Source organism: Pseudomonas cremoricolorata DSM 17059 = NBRC 16634, from assembly GCF_000425745.1.
Lineage (GTDB): Bacteria > Pseudomonadota > Gammaproteobacteria > Pseudomonadales > Pseudomonadaceae > Aquipseudomonas > Aquipseudomonas cremoricolorata.
The window spans coordinates 472584-494114 of record NZ_AUEA01000001.1 but is presented as its reverse complement, the minus strand read 5'-3'; the positions used below and the strand labels follow the sequence as shown (position 1 = coordinate 494114).

The window sequence follows — 21531 nt, the reverse complement described above, 5'->3', positions numbered from 1 at the left end:
AAAAAAGCCCACCTTGCGGTGGGCTTTTTTCGTACTTCCGTACGACCCTCGGCGAAATCAATTCTGTAACAGATTCGACCCCTGACCGAGTGGTTAGTGGACAAAGTCTATGGCTATAGTCGCAGCCTCGTCAACTCTGGCTCGGTCCAATGTCATTCACTTCACCCGATCTGGCAAAGCAGATCGCCCTGTCTACGCCTCGCATAGATACCTATCTGGCTGCCTGTGGCGACGCCCTTTCCCCGCTTGGCGCAGCAATCGAGCTTTACGCCTGGAATTCGGCAGTCGCCGCCGCCTTCATGCATCCGCTGCAGTTCTGCGAGATCGTGGTGCGCAACGCGGTCGCCGAAGCGTTGGCATCCGCCTACGGTGATCGGTGGCCCTGGAGCCAAGGATTCTTCCTGAGCCTGCCCGACCCGAAGGGTAAAGCGTTCAAGCCACGCCAGGCGCTACTGGCCGCGCGGCTTAAAGCCGAAATGAGTGCAAAGGATGGTCAAGGATCGACAGACAAGGTCATCGCCGAGATGAGCTTCGCATTCTGGGAGTCGTTGTTCACCGCGCGTTTCGATGACGGGCTCTGGAACAAACACATCAAGCGCCTGTTTCCGAATGCACCGGCAACCCTCCCTTATCACAAGCTGCGCGCAGAAATCAGAGCAGCTGACCTCCAGCCTTGCCAACACCGGCCGACCTTGAAGCTTGCAGCTCAAAACTCGAAGCTAAAAAAAACGCCCCAGGTCGCAAGACCCGGGGCGTTTTTTTCACGCTATCTGAGCTAACTCAGTTCTTGGCTTTCTTGGCAGCGCGGGTACGCTCGCCTTCGTCCAGGATCTTCTTGCGCAGACGGATCGACTTCGGCGTCACTTCGCACAGCTCGTCGTCCTGGATGAATTCCAGGGCCTGTTCGAGGGTGTGACGAACTGGCGGTACCAGGGCGATGACTTCGTCTTTGCCCGAAGCACGCATGTTGTCGAGCTTCTTGCCTTTGGTTGGGTTGACGCCCAGGTCGTTGTCACGGCTGTTCAGGCCGATGATCTGACCACCGTAGATTTCCTGGCCGTGCTCGACGAACAGCTTGCCGCGCGCCTGCAGGGTTTCCAGCGAGTAGGTCAGCGCCTTGCCGGTTTCGACCGATACCAGTACACCGTTCAGACGGCCCGACATGTGGCCCGGCTTCATGGTCGCGTAGCGATCGAAGATCGAGGTCAGGATGCCCGCGCCGTTGGTCAGGGTCAGGAACTGGTTACGGAAACCGATCAGGCCACGGGCCGGGATGTTGTACTCAAGGCGCACACGGCCCTTGCCATCCGGAACCATGTTGGTCAGGTCGCCCTTACGCAGGCCCATCTCTTCCATCACCTTGCCCTGGGATTCCTCAGGGATGTCGATGGTGACGTTCTCGAACGGTTCCTGCTTGACGCCGTCCACTTCGCGGATGATCACTTCAGGACGGCCAACGGCCATCTCGAAGCCTTCACGGCGCATGGTTTCGATCAGTACCGACAGGTGCAGCTCACCACGGCCCGAGACCTTGAACTTGTCTGGGGAATCGGTTTCCTGAACGCGCAGGGCCACGTTGTACAGCAGCTCTTTGTCCAGACGGTCCTTGATGTTACGGCTGGTGACGAACTTGCCTTCCTTGCCGCAGAACGGCGAGTCGTTGACCTGGAAGGTCATCGAAACGGTCGGCTCGTCGACGGTCAGCGGCTTCATCGCCTCGACGGCAGTCGGGTCGCACAGGGTGTCGGAGATGAACAGCTCGTCGAAACCGCTGATGCAGACGATGTCGCCAGCCTGGGCTTCTTCGACGTCGACGCGGTGCAGGCCATGGTGGCCCATCAGCTTGAGGATACGGCCGTTGCGTTTCTTGCCGTCGGTGTCGATGGCGACGACCGGGGTGTTCGGCTTGACGCGGCCACGGGCGATACGGCCAACGCCGATGACGCCGAGGAAGCTGTTGTAGTCCAGTGCCGAGATCTGCATCTGGAACGGACCTTCACGGTCGACCGACGGCGCAGGTACGTTGTCGACGATCGACTGGTACAGCGGGGTCATGTCTTCGGCCATGGCGGTGTGGTCGAGACCGGCGATGCCGTTCAGGGCCGAGGCGTAGACGACCTGGAAGTCCAGCTGGTCGTCGGTGGCGCCGAGGTTGTCGAACAGGTCGAAGATCTGGTCCAGAACCCAGTCAGGACGCGCGCCCGGACGGTCGACCTTGTTGATCACGACGATCGGCTTCAGACCGGCTTCGAAGGCCTTCTTGGTCACGAAGCGGGTTTGCGGCATCGGGCCGTCTTGTGCGTCGACCAGCAGCAGCACGGAGTCGACCATCGACATCACACGCTCAACCTCGCCACCGAAGTCGGCGTGGCCGGGGGTGTCGACGATGTTGATGTGGTAGCCGTTCCAGTTGATGGCGGTGTTCTTCGCCAGAATGGTAATGCCGCGCTCTTTTTCCTGGTCGTTGGAGTCCATCACGCGCTCGTCGTTGAGCTCGTTGCGCTCAAGGGTGCCGGACTGACGCAGGAGTTTGTCTACCAGGGTGGTTTTGCCATGGTCGACGTGGGCGATGATGGCGATGTTACGCAGATTTTCGATCACAAGTGCATCTCGAGCAGAGGATTCGGTTGCCGTCAGTGTGGACGGCCAATATGAAGGTATCAGGCTCAGCGGGGCCGAAGGTCGGGAGGGCGATGGCGGATACTGCCGCCATACAGCCCCGGCGTCTTATGTCGGACGATAAACACGCACATTGGCATGTCCCTCACTGAGCAGGTGGTGTGCGTGCAAACGGCTCATCACACCCTTGTCGCAATAAAGCAGGTACTGACGGGTGTCATCGAGCTGCTTGAAGCGACTGTTGATTGCGTAGAACGGCAGGGTCTGGACTTCGATGCCGGCGATTTCCAGCGGCGCATCTTCCTGGGCGTCAGGATGGCGGATGTCGATGACGATCTGCCCGGGCAGCACCTGGGCCACCTCTTCGATCTCGATGTCCTTGCCCAGCTCGTCGATGACGTTGTCGATAGAGATGAAGCGCGCGCGCTCGAGGGCGCGCTCCAGCACGGCCATGTCGAACTGCTGTTCTTCATGGACCACCCGGTGCGGCTTGGCGCAGGTGGTCGGGTTGACCGAAATCACGCCGCAGTATTCTGGCATGTGCCGAGCGAACTCGGCGGTGCCGATCTGATAGGCGGTGTCGATGATGTCTTGCTTGTGGCTGGCCAGCAGCGGACGCAGGACCAGCTTGTCGGTGGCCTGGTCGATCACCGAAAGGTTCGGCAGGGTCTGGCTGGAAACCTGGGAAATCGCTTCACCGGTGACCAGTGCATCGATTTCCAGACGCTCGGCGACCTTGGTCGAGGCGCGCAGCATCATGCGCTTGAGGGTCACGCCCATGTAGCGGTCATCGACCTTGCCGAGAATCTCGCCGACCACTTCTTCGAACGGCACGCTGATGAACAGCACGCGCTGGCTGCTGCCGAATTTCTTCCACAGGTAGTGGGCGACTTCCATCACCCCCAGCTCGTGGGCGCGGCCGCCCAGGTTGAAGAAGCAGAAATGCGTGACCAGCCCGCGGCGCATCATCTGGTAGGCGGCGACGGTGGAGTCGAAACCACCGGACATCAGCACCAGGGTCTGCTCCAGCGCCCCCAGCGGATAGCCGCCGATGCCCTGATGCTGACCATGGATGACGTACAGACGCTGGTTGCGGATTTCGATGCGTACCAGCACCTCGGGGTTCTTCAGGTCGATACCGGCGGCGCCACACTGCTGACGCAGCTGGCTGCCGACGTAGCGGTCGACGTCCATCGAGGTGAAGTCGTGGTGGCCGCCGCGCTTGCAACGCACGGCGAAGCGCTTGCCGGCCAGCAGGTGACCGAAGTGCTCGCGGCATTTGTCGACGATGTCGTCGAAATCGCCCAGCGGGTACTCCTCGATGCGCAGCAGGTGGGCGATGCCCGGCGTGCAGGTCAGGCGCTCGATCATTTCGCGCTGAAGCTTTTCGTCTTCGACGCGGGTGACCACCTCGAGGTTATCCCAGACACCGTCCACTACCAGCTCAGGATCGAGGTCCTTGAGTACGGCGCGCACGTTCTTGCCGAGCTGACGGATGAAGCGCTTGCGCACTGGCCGGCTCTTGATGGTGATTTCTGGGAAGACTTTGACGATCAGTTTCATGGTCACAGCGCGCGATGGGCTCACCGAAAAATGAGGGGCGCGGATTATATCGGAAATTGATCGAAGGTTGAGCAACTTTTGTACAGAAGGTTGAATTCGCCCCTACAGCCCCAAAAGGAGGCACCGATAGATATTGATGCACCGCGATGGTGCGAACATCTCTCCAACAGCCTTCATTACGTGCAGCTTTCGCCCAGCGCACGCGGATAATCGCCCAGAAACGACGCCTTTTTTCCCGCCCTCGCCATAATCGGGCACTGGCATGCAATTTGCTCCCTTGTGAGGCAGGTACGCTTGGCCGACTATCCGCGCCCGGCAACACCCTTTTCCAGGGCCGCGGCCAACCGCGCTCTAGACCATCCGGAGGACAACATGTCGAAGTCGGTTCAACTCATCAAAGATCATGACGTCAAGTGGATTGATCTGCGTTTCACGGACACCAAAGGCAAACAGCACCACGTCACCATGCCCGCTCGCGATGCGCTGGAAGACGACTTCTTCGAAGCTGGCAAGATGTTCGACGGCTCGTCGATCGAAGGCTGGAAAGGCATCGAAGCCTCCGACATGATCCTGCTGCCCGACGACAGCTCGGCAGTACTGGACCCGTTCACCGAAGAGCCGACCCTGATCCTGGTCTGCGACGTGATCGAGCCGTCCACCATGCAAGGCTACGGCCGCGACCCGCGCGCCATCGCCAAACGTGCCGAAGAGTTCCTCAAGTCGACCGGCATCGGTGACACCGTGTTCGTTGGCCCTGAGCCTGAGTTCTTCATCTTCGACCAGGTCAAGTTCAAGTCGGACATCTCCGGCTCGATGTTCAAGATCTACTCCGAGCAAGGCTCGTGGATGACCGACCAAGACGTCGAAGGCGGCAACAAGGGCCACCGCCCTGCCGTCAAAGGCGGTTACTTCCCGGTTCCGCCGTGCGACCACGACCACGAAATCCGTACTGCCATGTGCAACGCCATGGAAGAAATGGGCCTGGTCGTCGAAGTGCACCACCACGAAGTGGCCACCGCTGGCCAGAACGAGATCGGCGTCAAGTTCAACACCCTGGTCACCAAGGCTGACGAAGTTCAGACCCTGAAGTACTGCGTACACAACGTCGCCGACGCCTACGGCAAGACCGCTACCTTCATGCCCAAGCCTCTGTACGGCGACAACGGCTCGGGCATGCACGTGCACATGTCGATCTCCAAGGAAGGCAAGAACACCTTCTCTGGCGAAGGCTATGCCGGTCTGTCCGACACCGCCCTGTACTTCATCGGCGGCATCATCAAGCACGGCAAGGCACTGAACGGCTTCACCAACCCGGCCACCAACTCCTACAAGCGTCTGGTACCTGGCTTCGAAGCGCCGGTGATGCTGGCCTACTCGGCTCGCAACCGCTCGGCCTCGATCCGTATTCCTTACGTGTCCAGCCCGAAAGCTCGCCGCATCGAAGCGCGCTTCCCCGACCCGGCTGCCAACCCGTACCTGTGCTTCGCCGCACTGCTGATGGCTGGCCTGGACGGCATCCAGAACAAGATCCACCCAGGCGATGCTGCCGACAAGAACCTGTACGACCTGCCGCCTGAAGAGGCCAAGGAAATCCCGCAGGTCTGCGGCAGCCTGAAAGAAGCCCTGGAAGAGCTGGACAAGGGCCGTGCCTTCCTGACCAAGGGCGGCGTGTTCTCCGACGACTTCATCGATGCCTACATCGAGCTGAAGTCGGAAGAAGAGATCAAGGTGCGCACCTTCGTTCACCCACTGGAGTACGACCTGTACTACAGCGTGTGATGTAAGCGACGCCTGTCGTCGCTTGCGCTACCCACAACGGCCTTCTTCGGAAGGCCGTTGCCGTTTCAGCCGTCAGCGAAATCGGAGACCTCCTACACATCAGCGCTTGCCGCAGGCGGCACACTTTCCTGCCCACATTTCGAGGACAGGCCCATGTACCCCATCATCCCCACCCTGCTGCTTTCCCTCTGCCTATCCGCCTGCACCGCAGCGCGCAAACCCGATACCGCTCTCGATACCTTGCTCGACACCGTCGAACGTCGACTGGCCCTGGCCAATGGCGTGGCCTTGCTCAAGTGGGACCAGAACATGCCGGTGCAGGCCGTGGCCCGCGAGCGGCAGATTCTCGATCGCGTCGCCGAAGCTGCAGCCGATCATCAACTCGAACCACGGCGCGCCACCGGCTTCTTCGCCGACCAGATCGAGGCCAGCAAACTGGTGCAGTACGCCCTGCTCAACCGCTGGCAACTCAAGCAGCAGGCGCCCGACACTCCGCGCCTGGACCTCAAGACCGCCCTGCGCCCGCAACTCGACGCCCTGCAGCACCAGTTGCTGAGCGACCTGCAACGCTTCGAACGCGAGCGCCCCGACGACTGCGCGCGTGCGCTGGCCAACGCCATTGCCGAGCGCGCTCGCGACCCCTTGCACGAACTGGCACTGCAACGCGCCACAGGACGCATCTGCGACGCCCTCTGAGCGCAATGCTCTATATTGGTGCACTGGAGCGCTGTGCGAGGGAGTGCACAGCCCACTTTGATTCATCCCCAGCCGCTCAGTGAGCCCTGATCGCGCAGTCACACGCAGGCAGCGCTGAATTTTGCTTCTTTTCAGAGCCTTGGTTTGTTTCTTGCAGTTTCCGTGGATCACGTTGATCGGATCACGCCGACACCGGCCGCCGCGTTTCAGGGCACCGACCGAGTCCTCGCGCTCAGCGCGCCGTCATGCGACTTATATGAGGTCACCCCAGATCATGACCATCAGCGACGCACAGCACAGGCTGCTGCTGGACAACCTGACCACCGCCACACTGCTGCTCAACGCCGAACTGCGCCTGGAGTACATGAATCCGGCGGCGGAAATGCTCCTGGCCATCAGCGGCCAGCGCAGCCATGGGCAGTTCATCAGCGAACTGTTCACCGAGTCGGTCGAAGCCCTCAGCTCGCTGCGCCAGGCCGTGCAACAGGCGCACCCGTTCACCAAGCGCGAGGCGCTGCTGACCTCGCTGGGCGGCCAGAGCATCACCGTCGACTATGCCGTGACGCCAATCCTGCACCAGGGCAGCACCTTGCTGCTGCTCGAAGTCCACCCGCGTGATCGCCTGCTGCGCATCACCAAGGAAGAGGCGCAGCTGAGCAAGCAGGAGACCACCAAGATGCTGGTGCGTGGTCTGGCCCACGAAATCAAGAACCCGCTGGGCGGGATTCGTGGCGCTGCGCAGTTGCTGGCGCGCGAACTGCCCGAAGATGGCCTGCGCGACTACACCAACGTGATCATCGAAGAGGCCGACCGCCTGCGCAATCTGGTCGACCGCATGCTTGGCTCGAACAAGCTGCCGTCGCTGGCCATGACCAACATCCATGAAGTGCTGGAGCACGTCTGCAGCCTGGTGGAAGCAGAAAGCCAGGGCAGCATCACCTTGGTGCGCGACTACGACCCGAGCCTGCCCGACGTGCTGATCGACCGCGAGCAGATGATCCAGGCGGTGCTCAACATCGTGCGCAACGCCATGCAGGCGATCGGCGGGCAAAACGCCCTGCGCCTGGGCCGCATCAGCCTGCGCAGCCGCGCCGTGCGCCAGTTCACCATCGGCCACATCCGTCACCGTCTGGTGGCGCGGGTCGAAATCAGCGACAACGGCCCCGGTATTCCGGCCGAACTGCAAGACACGCTGTTCTATCCGATGGTCAGCGGACGCCCCGATGGTACCGGCCTGGGCCTTGCCATCACCCAGAACATCATCAGCCAGCACCAAGGGCTGATCGAGTGTGAGAGCCACCCCGGCCACACCACCTTTTCGATATTCCTGCCGCTGGAACAAGGAGCCCCCGTCTCATGAGCCGAAGTGAAACCGTCTGGATCGTCGACGATGATCGCTCCATCCGCTGGGTGCTGGAAAAAGCCCTGCAACAGGAAGGCATGACCACCCAGAGCTTCGACAGCGCCGAGGGCGTGATGGGCCGCCTGGCACGCCAGCAACCGGACGTGATCATTTCCGATATCCGCATGCCGGGCACCAGTGGCCTCGACCTGCTGGCACAGATTCGCGAGCAGCACCCGCGCCTGCCGGTGATCATCATGACCGCCCATTCCGACCTGGACAGCGCCGTGGCTTCTTACCAGGGCGGCGCCTTCGAATACCTGCCCAAGCCGTTCGACGTCGATGAGGCGGTCGCGCTGGTCAAGCGCGCCAACCAGCACGCCCAGGAACAGCAAGGCCTGGCCGTGCCACAGGCACTGGCGCGCACACCGGAGATCATCGGCGAGGCGCCGGCGATGCAGGAGGTGTTCCGCGCCATCGGCCGCCTCAGCCACTCCAACATCACCGTGCTGATCAACGGCGAGTCGGGCACCGGCAAGGAGCTGGTGGCCCACGCCCTGCACCGCCACAGCCCGCGCGCGTCATCGCCGTTCATCGCGCTGAACATGGCCGCCATCCCCAAGGACCTGATGGAGTCGGAGCTGTTCGGCCACGAAAAAGGTGCCTTCACCGGCGCGGCCAACCTGCGCCGCGGGCGCTTCGAGCAGGCCGATGGCGGCACGCTGTTCCTCGACGAGATCGGCGACATGCCCGCCGATACCCAGACCCGTCTGCTGCGGGTGCTGGCCGATGGCGAGTTCTATCGGGTCGGCGGGCACATTCCGGTCAAGGTCGATGTGCGCATCATCGCCGCCACCCACCAGAACCTGGAATCGCTGGTGCAGGCAGGCAAGTTCCGTGAAGACCTGTTCCACAGGCTCAACGTCATCCGCATCCACATTCCGCGCCTGGCCGACCGCCGTGAAGACATTCCGGCCCTGGCCCGGCACTTCCTCGCCCGTGCGGCGCAGGAGCTGTCGGTCGAGCCCAAGCTGCTCAAGCCGGAAACCGAGACCTTCATGCGCAACCTGCCGTGGCCAGGCAACGTGCGGCAGATGGAAAACACCTGCCGCTGGATCACCGTGATGGCCTCCAGCCGTGAGGTGCTGATCGGCGACCTGCCGCCCGAGCTGCTCAACCTGCCGCAAGACGCCACACCGGTGACCAACTGGGAGCAGGCCCTGCGCCAGTGGGCCGACCAGGCCCTGGCCCGCGGCCAGACCAATCTGCTCGACAGCGCAGTGCCCAGCTTCGAGCGGATCATGATCGAGACCGCCCTCAAGCACACCGTCGGCCGCCGCCGTGACGCGGCGCTGTTGCTCGGCTGGGGCCGCAACACCCTGACGCGCAAGATCAAGGAACTGGGCATGAACGTCGCCGGCAGCGATGACGACGACAGCGAAGAACATTGACCACCCCTGCGGATTTCCCCGGTGTGGCGCTGCTGATGCGCTAGCATGACGCCTCCACCGAGGAGGCCCCATGCCTGACGCCACCCGCTCGCTGCGCCTTGCCAACGGCCTGCACCTGCTGTTGCGCCACAGCCCGCGCCTGAATCGCGCCGCGGCAGCGTTGCGGGTGCGCGCCGGGAGTCACGATGCCGCGCCGCGCTGGCCGGGGCTGGCGCACTTTCTCGAACACCTGCTGTTTCTCGGCACGGCGCGTTTCCCCCTCGACGACGGCCTGATGCGCTTCGTCCAGGGCGCCGGTGGCCAGGTCAACGCCAGCACCCGTGAACGCACCACCGACTTTTTCTTCGAAGTGCCCTGTGCAGCTTTTGCCGGTGGCCTCGAGCGCCTGTGCCAGATGCTCGCCGAGCCGCTGCTGGATATCGCCCGGCAGCAGCGCGAGCGCGAAGTGATCCACGCCGAGTTCATCGCCTGGTCACGCGATGCCCAGGCCCGAGGCGAATTCGCGTTGCTGCAAGCGGTGTCGCCGCGCCATCCCCTGAGCGGCTTCCATGCCGGCAACCGCTTCAGCCTGGCGCTGCATGACCCGGCCTTCCAGCACGCCCTGCGCGAATTTCACCAGCGCTTCTACTGCGGCGGGCAGATGACCCTGAGCCTGTGCGGACCGCAGCCGCTGGAGCAGCTAGAGGCGCTGGGCCGGCGCTACGCCGCGCAGTTGCCGGCAGGCACAGCCGCAGCGCAGGCGCCGCCACCACCGCTACTCGATGGCGCGCCGCTGCGTTCGAGCGAGCTGCTGTTCGCCCATGAATACCTCCCAGCCGGGGCTGAACGGGCGCTGCAACTGCTCGCTGAGCACATCACCGACCCACGCCCCGGCAGTTGGCTGCACACCGCCCAGCAGCGCCAGTGGGCGAGCGCTTGCCGGGTGCGAACGCTGTATGCATTCGCCGGCCAGGCGCTGTGGCACGTGAAGATGCTCGGCAGCGACGCCAGCCGTGCTGCCGAGCTGCGCACGCTGCTGTATCAGTGGTTCGACGCCCTGCGTCAGGCCCCGGCAGAGCAGCTCGACGAGCATTTCAGCCGCGTGCAGAAGCGTCGCGCCGACACTGCCAGCGCCGTGCAACTGGCCCGTGCCGACTGCGCCGGTCTGCCGTTGAGCGGGCTGGATCAACAGGCGCAGCACGCACTTGCAGCGCTGCTCGACTCGTTGCCCAGCGCAGGCCACGCGCACTGGCCGCTGCCGGCTGCCGAAGCGCTGCTACTCGATACGCTGCCGGCCAGTGACGGTGCGGTGTTGCCGGCTGCGGTGGATGTCGCGCAGAGCCTGCCCAGCCTCGGCCACACGGCCAGCTTCACCCTGCGCTGGCGCTTGCCGACCGCAGCCCCGACTGCGCTGCTGCAGGCCTTGCAGCCCTTGCAGGCACGGGCCAGTCAGGCCTCGCTGCATCTACAGCTCGACCATCCTGGGTGCTTTTTGCAACTTCAGTGCCGCGGCCCGCAAGCGGCGGTGATTCGCACGGTGGCGCTGGCCATTGAACACCTGCGTGACGTTTCCAGTGCCACGGCGCTCAGTGAGCAGGCCAGCGCGCCCGTCACGATGCCGATCCGCGCCTTGCTGGCGCATCTGCCCGAGGCCCTGGTGAAGCAAGCGCCCGGCGCGGCGCGCATGCTGATCAGTGACGATGCGCTGTGCGCAGATGCGCAGTGGCAGGCCCAGGCCAACGGTTTCGACGCGGCCGGTTTGCAGGCGCTGGCCACGGCCATGCGGGCCGTGCCCGGCCAACCCGCAGCCGACGGCTTTGCCCGGCCGGCGCAGTCGCGGCGCTGGCAGCGCGTGGAAACCTCAGGCAGTGAACACGCACTGTTGCTGTTCTGTCCGTTGCTGCCCAGCCAACAGGCGGCCGGTCGCCTGCTTGCGCAGCTGCTGCAAGGCCCGGTCTACCAACGCCTGCGCGTCGAGCTGCAACTGGGCTATGCGGTGTTCAGCGCCTTTCGTCAGGTCGAAGGCATCGGCGGGCTGTTGTTCGGCGTGCAATCGCCCCACACCCCTGCGCCGCGCATTCTCCAACACCTGCACGGCATTCTGGCGGCGGCTGTCGAGCTGACGCCCCAGGCGCAGCAGGCCCTGACCGAACAGTTCGAGCAGGCCAACATGGACCCGGCAGACATCGCCCACTGGGCCTGGCAGAACCGCTTGGCGGGCAACCCCGGCAGCCTGCAGACCCTGCGCGAGGCGCTGGGTGACGTACGCCATGCCGACCTGCAACGCTTGCAGACAGCGTTGCTTGCCGCAGACGCGCCCTGGCTGTGCCTGGCCAATAGCGCGGAGCCGGCGACACCATGGCCTCCTTCAAATGAATTGTTACCGGAACGGCAATAGGGTTTATCGGATGATTCATCAGCCGATTCCATACACTTCTTGTACGATATTGCCCGATCACTCGATTGAACCCCCTCCCTCGCTTGCCACCAAATGACTAGCGACATCCCTTCAACCCCCTTCGCAAGGAGTACGGCCATGTGGACCAAACCTGCTTACACTGATCTGCGCATTGGCTTCGAAGTCACCATGTACTTCGCCAACCGCTAAGGCCAGCGCTGTTCAACGCCTCGGCTCGCCGGGGCGTTTTGCTTTTTGCCCACGGAGTCGCCATGTACGTCCAGATTCTCGGTTCCGCCGCCGGTGGCGGTTTCCCGCAGTGGAACTGCAACTGCGCCAACTGCACGGGTTTTCGCGATGGCAGCCTGAAGGCCAAGGCGCGCACGCAGTCGTCGATCGCCTTGTCCGACGATGGCGAGCACTGGATTCTGTGCAATGCCTCGCCCGACATCCGCGCACAACTGCAAGGTTTCGCGCCGATGCAGCCGGCGCGCGCCCTGCGCGACACCGGCATCGATGCCATCGTTTTGCTCGACAGCCAGATCGACCACACCACCGGCCTGCTCAGCCTGCGCGAAGGCTGCCCGCACCAGGTCTGGTGCACCGACATGGTCCATCAGGACTTGAGCACCGGCTTCCCGCTGTTCAACATGCTCAGCCACTGGAACGGCGGCCTGGTGTGGAATCGCATTGCCCTGGAAGGCAGCTTCGTCATCCCGGCCTGCCCGAACCTGCGCTTCACCCCATTCCCGCTGCGCAGCGCCGCGCCGCCCTACTCGCCGCACCGTTTCGACCCGCACCCAGGTGACAACCTCGGCCTATTGGTGCAAGACACCCGCACCGGCGGCACGCTGTTCTACGCCCCAGGGCTGGGCCAGTTCGATGACGCCTTGCTCGACATGATGGGCAGCGCCGACTGCCTGCTGGTCGACGGCACCCTGTGGACCGACGATGAAATGCAGCGCCGCGGCGTCGGCACCCGCACCGGTACCGAGATGGGCCACCTCGCCCAGCACGGCCCAGGCGGCATGCTCGAAGTGCTAGAAGGCTTCCCGCGCCAGCGCAAGGTGCTTATCCACATCAACAACACCAACCCGATTCTCGACGAAGACTCCGCCGAACACGCCGAGGTCCTGCGCCGCGGCGTGGAAGTGGCGTTCGACGGCATGAGCCTCGAACTGTGACGGTCGACCCAGGAGTTTCGATGCGCGATCAACCGGCGATGTCGCCTGCCGAATTCGAGCAGGCCCTGCGCGCCAAAGGCGCCTACTACCACATCCACCACCCCTTTCATGTGGCCATGTACCAGGGCCGCGCCACCCGCGAGCAGATCCAGGGCTGGGTCGCCAATCGGTTCTATTACCAGGTCAACATCCCGCTCAAGGACGCGGCGATTCTCGCCAACTGCCCCGACCGGGAAATCCGCCGTGAATGGATTCAACGCCTGCTCGACCACGACGGCGCGCCGGGTGAAGACGGCGGTATCGAAGCCTGGCTGCGCCTGGGCCAGGCGGTGGGCCTGGACCCTGAGCAACTGCGCTCGCAGGAGCTGGTGCTGCCGGGGGTACGTTTCGCCGTCGACGCCTACGTCAACTTCGCCCGTCGCGCCAGTTGGCAGGAAGCGGCCAGCAGCTCGCTGACCGAGCTGTTCGCGCCACAGATTCACCAGTCGCGGCTCGACAGCTGGCCACAGCATTACCCATGGATCGACCCGGATGGCTACGCCTACTTCCGCACCCGCCTTGGGCAGGCCCGGCGCGATGTCGAACATGGCCTGGCGATCACCTTGCAGCACTACACCACCTATGCCGGCCAACAGCGCATGCTGGAAATTCTTCAGTTCAAGCTGGACATCCTCTGGAGCATGCTCGACGCCATGAGCATGGCCTACGAGCTGGACCGCCCGCCGTACCACTGCGTGACCCGCGAGCGGGTCTGGCACAAGGGAATCACGTTATGAGCCTGGACCTCAGTCACATCCCGCGCTGGCGCCCGGGCTATCGCTTTCAGTACGAGCCGGCGCAGCAGGGCCACGTGCTGCTGTATCCCGAAGGCATGATCAAGCTCAACGAAAGCGCGGCGCTGATCGGTGGCCTGATCGACGGCCAGCGCAGCGTGGCGCAGATCATCGGCGAACTCGAGCAGCAGTTCCCCGGCATCCCCGAGGTGGCCGTGGACATCGAGCAGTTCATGGAGGTGGCCCGTGCCGAACACTGGATCATCCTCGCCTGAGCCGGCGGGAAAACCGCCGGTAGGCCTGCCGCTGTGGCTGCTCGCCGAGCTGACCTACCGTTGCCCGCTGCAATGCCCGTATTGCTCCAATCCGCTGGACTTCGCCCGTCAGGGCGAAGAACTGAGCACCGAGCAGTGGTTCAAGGTGATGGCCGAGGCGCGGCAGATGGGCGCCGCGCAAATCGGCTTCTCCGGCGGCGAGCCGCTGGTGCGCCAGGACCTTGCCGAACTGATCGGCGAAGCGCGGCGGCTGGGCTACTACACCAACCTGATCACCTCAGGCATCGGCCTCACCGAAGCGAAGATCGCGGCCTTCCGCAAGGCCGGTCTCGACCATATCCAGATCAGCTTCCAGGCCAGCGACGAACAGGTGAACAACCTGCTCGCCGGCTCGAAGAAGGCCTTCGCGCAGAAACTGGAAATGGCCCGCGCGGTGAAGGCCCATGGCTACCCGATGGTGCTGAACTTCGTCACCCACCGGCACAACATCGATCACATCGCGCGCATCATCGACCTGTGCCTGGCCCTGGAGGCCGACTTCGTCGAGCTGGCCACCTGCCAGTTCTATGGCTGGGCCGAACTCAACCGCCTCGGCCTGCTGCCGACCCAGGCGCAATTGCAACGGGCCGAACGCATCACCAACGAGTACCGCGAGCGGCTCAAGGCGCAGGATCATCCGTGCAAGCTGATCTTCGTCACCCCGGATTATTACGAAGAGCGCCCCAAACCGTGCATGAACGGCTGGGGCAGCCTGTTTCTCACCGTCACCCCCGACGGCACCGCCCTGCCCTGCCACGGCGCGCGCCAGTTGCCGGTGCAGTTTCCCAACGTGCGCGACCACGACCTGCGGCATATCTGGTACGACTCGTTCGGCTTCAACCGCTACCGCGGCTTCGACTGGATGCCCGAGCCGTGCCGCAGTTGCGATGAAAAGGAAAAGGACTTCGGCGGCTGCCGTTGTCAGGCCTTCATGCTCACCGGCGACGCCAGCAAGGCCGACCCGGTGTGCGGCAAGTCGCCGGACCACGGCATCATCCTCAAGGCCCGCGAAGAGTCCGAGCACAGCGCCGTGAACATCGAGCAGCTGACCTTTCGCAATGAACGCAACTCGCGGGTGATCGCCCGTGGCTGAGTTCAGCGCGGCCCAGGCGGTGGCCGCCGGCACCGATTTCGCCGAATTGCGCGTAAGCGATGCGGGGTTGTTGTGGAATGAACTGCGCCCCGCCGATGGCGCGTGTCGTCTCTGGCTGTGGCGCGATGAGCAGGCCCATTGCCTGACCCCGGACGGTTTCAGCGTGCGCAGCCGGGTGTATGAATATGGCGGTGGCAGCTTCTGCGTCGGCGCTGGCGAGGTGCTGTTCGTCAACGAGGCTGACCAACAGATCTACCGCCAAGCGCTGCAAGGCGGCGCGCCGCAGCGGGTCAGCCAGGATGCGAGCAGTCGCTACGGCGACCTGCACTGGCACGCCGGCCTGTTGCTGGCGGTGGAAGAACACCACGCTGAACAGGTGGTGCATCGCCTGGTGGCCTTCGCCGACAGCCAGCGCCAGGTGCTGGCCGAAGGCGCGGATTTCTACGCGGCGCCAACCTTGAGCGGCGATGCCCAGCGGCTGGCCTGGATCGAATGGTCGCGCCCGGCGCAGCCCTGGAGCCACACCCGCTTGATGAGTGCTCAGCGCGGCGCCGATGGCCGCTGGCATACGCCGCGCTGCGTGGCCGGAGCCGAGCTGCCGCAGGCCTTGCAGCAACCACGCTTCGATGCTGCCGGGCGCCTGCTGTGCCTGAGCGACCTGAATGGCTTCTGGCAGCCCTGGGGCGAGTGCGCTGAGCGCTGGCAAGCCTTGCCGGCCCTGGCTGCCGACCACGCCGCGGCGCCCTGGCAACTGGGCGCCTGCACCTGGTTGCCGCTGGCCGACGAGGGCTTTCTGGCCACCTGGTTCGAGGACGGCTTCGGTCATCTGGGCGTGCAGCGGGCGGGGCACACCGAGCAGCACTTGGCCAGCGCCTACAGCCGCTTTCGCAGCCTGGCGCTGGACGCGCAGTACCTCTACGCGATTGCCGCATCGCCTACCCAGTTGCCCTGCGTGTTGCGCATCCGCCGCGCTGATGGCGCGCTCACGGTGCTGGCCGGAGGAGGCAGCCCACTTGCCGCGCAACAGATCAGCCAGCCGCAGCCGCTGACGTACCCCAGTGGCGGAGCTACCGCCCACGGCTTCTTCTACCCGCCGAGCCAGGCGCAGGGCGCGGCGCCGCTGCTGGTGTTCGTGCATGGCGGGCCGACCTCGGCCTGCTACCCGGTGCTCGACCCCCGCATCCAGTTCTGGACCCAGCGCGGCTTTGCCGTGGCCGACCTCAACTACCGCGGCAGCACCGGCTATGGCCGCGCCTACCGGCAGGCTTTGCACCTGCGCTGGGGTGACAGCGACGTCGAAGACGCCTGCGCCGCCGTGGCGCACCTGGCCGCGCGCGGGGTGATCGACCCCACCCGGGCATTCATTCGTGGCGGCAGTTCCGGGGGCTACACCACCCTCTGCGCGCTGGCGTTCAGCAAGGTCTTTCGCGGCGGCGCCAGTTGGTACGGGGTCAGCGACCCGCTGGCACTGGGGCGCGTGACGCACAAGTTCGAAGGCGATTACCTGGACTGGCTGATCGGTGACCCGCACGCCGACGCCGAGCGCTATCGGCAGCGCACACCGCTGCTGCACGCCAGCGACATCGAGGTGCCGGTGATCTTCTTCCAAGGGGAGCTGGATGCGGTGGTGGTGCCGCAGCAGACGCGCAGCATGCTGGATGCGCTGCGCGCCAACGGCGTCGACGCCGAGGGGCATTTCTACCCTGGGGAACGCCATGGCCTGCGCCGGGCGGCGAACCTGGCCCATGCCCTGGAGGCGGAATGGCGATTCTATTGCCAGATTCTGGCAGAGCGACCATGAGGGGCGCCGGGCGCCCCCACGTCAGCGTTTGGCGATGATGTACACCGCGTGGACGATGCCTGGGATGTAGCCAAGCAGGGTCAGCAAGATGTTCAGCCAGAACGCACCGGCGAAACCGACCTGCAGGAACACGCCCAGCGGGGGCAGCAGAATGGCGATGATGATGCGGATGAAGTCCATGCGTGATTCTCCGTGAAGGGGTTTCAACACAGACTCGCGCGGCTTGGCGGAGGTTCAACGCAAGCTACGCCCCAGAGCGGCGCAGGCGCCCGGGTTAAATCGCGCGCACAGAGAAAACCCCGCATAAGCGGGGCTTTCAGACTGTTTCCCTGACATCCATATCGCTCACCATCCTGGTGAGAACTCCTGCGTAGTCCCTGTTCTGTCCTTTGCGCTTCCTGCGCTACGTCCTTGAAACAAAGATTACGCCGGTAACAAATCTGAGAGAAGTGGCGAAAAGTCACCACGTCATGTAGGAAATAACTTACAAGCGAGGTCCATTCCCATTTCCGTCCGTCAGACCCGCCGCCTCAGAACTGCTCGGCACTCAACAAATACAGCGACTCACTGCCGGCCTTGACCGAGGCAATCAACGAATCCAGGCGCGGCAGCAGGCGGGCGAAATAGAAGCGTGCGGTGCCCAGTTTTGCCGAATCGAACGCAGCATCGCCACTACCAACCTGGGCAGCGCCGGCCATGCGCGCCCACATGTAGGCGTAGGCGACATAGCCGAAGGCATGCAGGTATTCCACCGAAGCCGCGCCGATCTGCGTGGGGTCGGCCTTGGCCTGTTGCAGGACCCAATCGGTCAGGTCGTTCAGGCGTTCGAGGGCGTCAGCCAAGGGCCGGGTGAATTCATCCAGCTCGCTGCCTGCGCCATCGATAAAGCCTTGTACTTCTTCCGAGAACACCCGGTAGAACGCGCCACCGCTGCCGACCACTTTACGGCCCATCAGGTCGAGCGCCTGAATGCCGTTGGTGCCTTCGTAGATCTGCGTGATCCGCACGTCACGCACCAGTTGCTCCTGGCCCCATTCACGAATGTAGCCATGACCACCGAACACCTGCTGGCCGTGCACGGTGCATTCCAGGCCCAGGTCGGTGAGGAAGGCCTTGGCCACTGGGGTCAGCAGCGCGACCAGCGCTTCACTACGCTGCACCACGGCAGGGTCCTGGCTGTACTTGGCGTTGTCCAGTTGCAGCGCCACGTACGTCGAGAACGCTCGGCCGCCCTCGATCAGGGCCTTCATGGTCAGCAGCATGCGCCGCACATCGGGGTGGACGATGATCGGATCGGCCAGTTTGTCCTTGGCCTGGGCACCGCTCGGCGAGCGGCTTTGCAGGCGCTCGCGAGCATATTCCACGGCGTTCTGGTAAGAGCGCTCGGCCGAGGCCAGGCCCTGGATGCCGACCCCGAGACGTTCGTAGTTCATCATGGTGAACATCGCCGCCAGGCCCTTGTTGGCCTCGCCGACCAGGTAACCGGTGGCGCCGTCGAAGTTCATCACGCAGGTGGCCGAGGCCTGGATGCCCATCTTGTGCTCGATGGAGCCGCAACTGACCGCGTTGCGCGCACCCAGGCTGCCGTCGGCATTGACCAGGAATTTGGGCACCAGCAACAGGGAAATGCCTTTCGGGCCAGCGGGGGCGTCGGGCAGTTTCGCCAGCACCAGGTGGATGATGTTTTCGGTCAGGTCGTGCTCGCCGCCGGTGATGAAGATCTTCGTGCCGCTGACCTTGAAACTGCCATCGGCCTGGGGTTCGGCGCGGGTGCGGATCAGCCCCAGGTCGGTGCCGGCGTGCGATTCGGTGAGGCACATGGAGCCGGCCCAGACGCCTGCGTACATGTTCGGCAGATACGCCTGCTTGAGCGCTTCGCTGGCATGCGCATGGATCGCCAGGCAGGCGCCTGCGGTGAGCATCGGGTACAGGCCGAACGACAGGCTGGCGGCATTGACCATTTCCTCGACCTGGGCCGAGACCACTTTGGGCATGCCCATGCCGGCGAACGCCGGATCACCGCCCACCCCAACCCAGCCGCCTTCGGCGTAGGTGCGGTAGGCGTCGATGAAGCCTGCCGGTGTACGCACCGCACCGTCCTGCCAATGGCAACCCTCTTCGTCGGCCGCGCGGCTGAGCGGGGCGATGCTGCGCCCGGCGACCTTGCCGGCTTCTTCCAGCACCGCCAGCGCCGTGTCGATATCGACCAGCTCGGCCAGTGCCGGCAGCTCGGCCCAGCGTTGCGCCACGCCGAACACGTCGTTGAGAAGGAACTGCATATCACGCAGGGGCGCTTTGTATTCAGCCATGACAACCTCTCGCGGTAGGGATCGAGCGCGGCCTGACGGGCCGCCGCACAGAATTGCTCGGAGTGTAACGTAACAACATCTAGGGTACATGCGGTCGCAGAGAGACTGAAGAGTCAGTTCCGGTCACCACTGCCTACCCGTTTCGCAGACAAAAAAACGCCTGCCGCAAGGGCAGGCGCAGGCAGGGCGCAGGTCGATCAGATCGACAGGCCGAAGGCTTCCTCGTCCATCGCCATCAGGTTGTCGGCACCGGACAGCATCGCTGCCACGTGGCTGCGGGTGCGCGGCAGGATGCGCTGGAAGTAGAAGCGCGCGGTTTGCAGCTTGGCGGTGTAGAACGCCTCTTCGCTGGTGCCGGCAGCGAGTTTTTCCGCAGCCAGACGGGCGATGTCGGCCCAGAAATAGGCCAGGCAGGCATAGCCGGAGTACATGACGTAATCCACCGAAGCCGCGCCGACTTCTTCGCGGTTCTTCATGGCGGCCATGCCGATCTTCATGGTCAGCTCGCCCCATTCCTTGTTCAGCGCTGCCAGCGGAGTGACAAACTCCTGCACCGCTTCGTTGCCTTCCTGAGCCTGGCAGAACTTGTGCACGATCTTGGTGAAGCTCTTGAGCGCCTCGCCCTGGGTCATCAGCACCTTGCGCCCGAGCAGGTCGAGGGCCTGGATGCCGGTTGTGCCCTCATAGAGCATGGAGATGCGGCTGTCGCGCACGTTCTGCTCCATGCCCCACTCGGCGATGAAGCCGTGACCGCCGTAGATCTGCACCCCATGGTTGGCGGATTCGAAGCCCACTTCGGTCATGAACGCCTTGGCGATCGGGGTCATGAAGGCGAGCAAGGCGTCGGCTTTCTTGCGCGCTTCTTCATCTTCGCTGTACTTGAGGATGTCGACCTGCTGAGCGGTGAAATACACCATGGCGCGGTTGCCTTCGGCGAACGCCTTCATGGTCAGCAGCATGCGCCGCACATCGGGGTGAACGATGATCGGGTCGGCGCCTTTCTCAGGGGCTTTCGGGCCGGTCAGCGAACGCATCTGCAGACGATCACGGGCATACTTCAGGCCGCCCTGGAAGGCCACTTCAGCGTGGGCCAGGCCCTGCAGGGCAGTGCCCAGACGCGCGGTGTTCATGAAGGTGAACATGCAGTTCAGGCCCTTGTTGGCCGGCCCGATCAGGTAGCCGGTGGCGCCGTCGAAGTTCATCACGCAGGTGGCGTTACCGTGGATGCCCATCTTGTGCTCCAGCGAGCCGCACTGCACGGCGTTGCGCTCACCGACGCCGCCTTCGGCGTTGGGCAGGAACTTGGGCACGATGAACAGCGAGATGCCTTTGGTGCCGGCAGGGGCGTCGGGCAGGCGCGCCAGGACGATGTGCACGATGTTCTCGGCCATGTCGTGTTCACCGGCAGAGATGAAGATCTTGGTGCCAGTGACTTTGTAGCTGCCATCGGCCTGCGGCTCGGCGCGGGTGCGCAGCATGCCCAGATCGGTGCCGCAATGGGATTCGGTGAGGCACATGGTGCCGGTCCATTCGCCGGTGACCAGTTTGCTCAGGTAGGTGTGCTGCTGCTCGGCGGTGCCGTGGGCCGACAGGGTGTTCATCGCGCCGTGGGACAGGCCGGGGTACATGCCCCACGACCAGTTGGCCTCACCGACCATTTCGCTGACCGCAAGACCCAGCGATTCCGGCAAGCCCTGGCCGCCATGTTCGACGTCATGGGCCAGGCTCGGCCAGCCGCCTTCGACGAACTGCTGGTAAGCCTGCTTGAAACCGGTGGGGGTCTTCACTCCGGTTTCGCTCCAGGTGCAGCCTTCCTGATCGCCCACGCGGTTCAGCGGCGCCAGCACCTGCTCGCAGAACTTGGCGCCCTCTTCGAGAATCGCGTCGACCATGTCAGGGGTGGCGTCCTGACAGCCTGGCAGGCTCTGGTAGTGCGCCTCATAACCCAGCAATTCGTCGCGGACGAAGCGGATATCACGCAAGGGGGCTTTGTAGTCAGGCATGGCGATAAACCTCTAGTTATGAGTTTGGCGGGAAGCCCGCTGGCACCGAAACGCAGCGAATGGCTTTCGGTCAAACAAGTGTTTGAAACTTACGTTTAGAGGGAAGCGTTGTCAAGGCAGGACGATGGTGCCATTTCTGCCGTGAAACAGGGTGGTTTGGTCGTGGGGTTGGGCGGGGCGGGATAGAGTGTCGAATGTAGGCCGGCTTTGCCGGCCTTCGCGTTTAA

The 21531-nt window shown here is 63.9% G+C and carries 17 protein-coding genes; 12 read left to right on the top strand and 5 right to left on the bottom strand.

Annotation, left to right across the window (positions count from 1 at the left end; translation table 11 throughout):
• Positions 1–149 precede the first annotated feature (149 nt).
• Positions 150–779: a hypothetical protein gene (locus H618_RS22040; RefSeq protein WP_050577183.1), complete on the top strand. Its 630-nt coding sequence runs from the start codon at positions 150–152 to the stop codon at positions 777–779.
• Between the two features lies 1 nt (position 780).
• Here H618_RS22040 and typA read toward each other — a convergent pair whose 3' ends face one another.
• Both typA and thiI read right to left on the bottom strand, forming a co-directional pair.
• Positions 781–2601: a translational GTPase TypA gene (gene typA / locus H618_RS0102190; RefSeq protein WP_028693504.1), complete on the bottom strand. Its 1821-nt coding sequence runs from the start codon at positions 2599–2601 to the stop codon at positions 781–783.
• Between the two features lie 126 nt (positions 2602–2727).
• The gene (gene thiI, locus H618_RS0102185; RefSeq protein WP_028693503.1) at positions 2728–4182 is read right to left on the bottom strand and encodes a tRNA uracil 4-sulfurtransferase ThiI; all 1455 of its coding nucleotides are present in this window, start codon (positions 4180–4182) and stop codon (positions 2728–2730) included.
• A 372-nt stretch (positions 4183–4554) separates the two neighbouring features.
• Between thiI and glnA the strand changes: the two genes are divergently transcribed.
• The 11 genes from glnA to H618_RS0102135 all read left to right on the top strand — a co-directional run bounded on the left by glnA (position 4555) and on the right by H618_RS0102135 (position 16992).
• The gene (gene glnA, locus H618_RS0102180) at positions 4555–5961 is read left to right on the top strand and encodes a glutamate--ammonia ligase (RefSeq protein WP_028693502.1); all 1407 of its coding nucleotides are present in this window, start codon (positions 4555–4557) and stop codon (positions 5959–5961) included.
• A gap of 153 nt (positions 5962–6114) precedes the next feature.
• Positions 6115–6657 (top strand): chorismate mutase, encoded by a 543-nt coding sequence (locus H618_RS0102175; RefSeq protein WP_028693501.1) that lies wholly within the window; start codon positions 6115–6117, stop codon positions 6655–6657.
• A gap of 274 nt (positions 6658–6931) precedes the next feature.
• The gene (glnL, locus tag H618_RS0102170) at positions 6932–8017 is read left to right on the top strand and encodes a nitrogen regulation protein NR(II) (protein ID WP_028693500.1); all 1086 of its coding nucleotides are present in this window, start codon (positions 6932–6934) and stop codon (positions 8015–8017) included.
• A complete protein-coding gene (gene ntrC, locus H618_RS0102165) occupies positions 8014–9450 on the top strand; it encodes a nitrogen regulation protein NR(I) (protein WP_028693499.1) in 1437 nt (478 codons plus the stop codon). Before glnL ends, ntrC begins: the two co-directional genes overlap by 4 nt.
• A 70-nt stretch (positions 9451–9520) precedes the next feature.
• Positions 9521–11827, top strand: a complete 2307-nt coding sequence (gene pqqF / locus H618_RS0102160) for a pyrroloquinoline quinone biosynthesis protein PqqF (protein WP_028693498.1) — start codon at positions 9521–9523, stop codon at positions 11825–11827.
• A gap of 138 nt (positions 11828–11965) precedes the next feature.
• Positions 11966–12037 carry a pyrroloquinoline quinone precursor peptide PqqA gene (gene pqqA, locus H618_RS22255; protein ID WP_003243383.1) on the top strand — a complete coding sequence of 24 codons (72 nt, stop codon included), beginning with the start codon at positions 11966–11968 and terminating at the stop codon, positions 12035–12037.
• 62 nt (positions 12038–12099) lie between these two features.
• Positions 12100–13011 carry a pyrroloquinoline quinone biosynthesis protein PqqB gene (gene pqqB, locus H618_RS0102155; protein WP_028693497.1) on the top strand — a complete coding sequence of 304 codons (912 nt, stop codon included), beginning with the start codon at positions 12100–12102 and terminating at the stop codon, positions 13009–13011.
• A gap of 20 nt (positions 13012–13031) precedes the next feature.
• Positions 13032–13787, top strand: a complete 756-nt coding sequence (gene pqqC, locus H618_RS0102150) for a pyrroloquinoline-quinone synthase PqqC (RefSeq protein ID WP_028693496.1) — start codon at positions 13032–13034, stop codon at positions 13785–13787.
• On the top strand, positions 13784–14059 hold the full coding sequence (pqqD, locus tag H618_RS0102145) for a pyrroloquinoline quinone biosynthesis peptide chaperone PqqD (protein ID WP_028693495.1): 276 nt from the start codon (positions 13784–13786) through the stop codon (positions 14057–14059). The genes pqqC and pqqD overlap by 4 nt, the downstream gene beginning before the upstream one ends.
• A complete protein-coding gene (gene pqqE / locus H618_RS0102140) occupies positions 14031–15191 on the top strand; it encodes a pyrroloquinoline quinone biosynthesis protein PqqE (RefSeq protein ID WP_028693494.1) in 1161 nt (386 codons plus the stop codon). The genes pqqD and pqqE overlap by 29 nt, the downstream gene beginning before the upstream one ends.
• Positions 15184–16992, top strand: a complete 1809-nt coding sequence (locus H618_RS0102135; RefSeq protein WP_028693493.1) for an alpha/beta hydrolase family protein — start codon at positions 15184–15186, stop codon at positions 16990–16992. The genes pqqE and H618_RS0102135 overlap by 8 nt, the downstream gene beginning before the upstream one ends.
• 21 nt (positions 16993–17013) lie before the next feature.
• Here H618_RS0102135 and H618_RS22250 read toward each other — a convergent pair whose 3' ends face one another.
• The 3 genes from H618_RS22250 to H618_RS0102120 form a co-directional block, all read right to left on the bottom strand.
• Positions 17014–17172: a YqaE/Pmp3 family membrane protein gene (locus H618_RS22250; RefSeq protein ID WP_033727371.1), complete on the bottom strand. Its 159-nt coding sequence runs from the start codon at positions 17170–17172 to the stop codon at positions 17014–17016.
• A 350-nt stretch (positions 17173–17522) separates the two neighbouring features.
• Positions 17523–19301, bottom strand: coding sequence for an acyl-CoA dehydrogenase C-terminal domain-containing protein (locus H618_RS0102125; RefSeq protein WP_028693492.1), 1779 nt, complete (start codon positions 19299–19301; stop codon positions 17523–17525).
• Positions 19302–19498: 197 nt separating this feature from the next.
• The gene (locus H618_RS0102120; RefSeq protein ID WP_028693491.1) at positions 19499–21304 is read right to left on the bottom strand and encodes a phenylacyl-CoA dehydrogenase; all 1806 of its coding nucleotides are present in this window, start codon (positions 21302–21304) and stop codon (positions 19499–19501) included.
• Positions 21305–21531 lie beyond the last annotated feature (227 nt).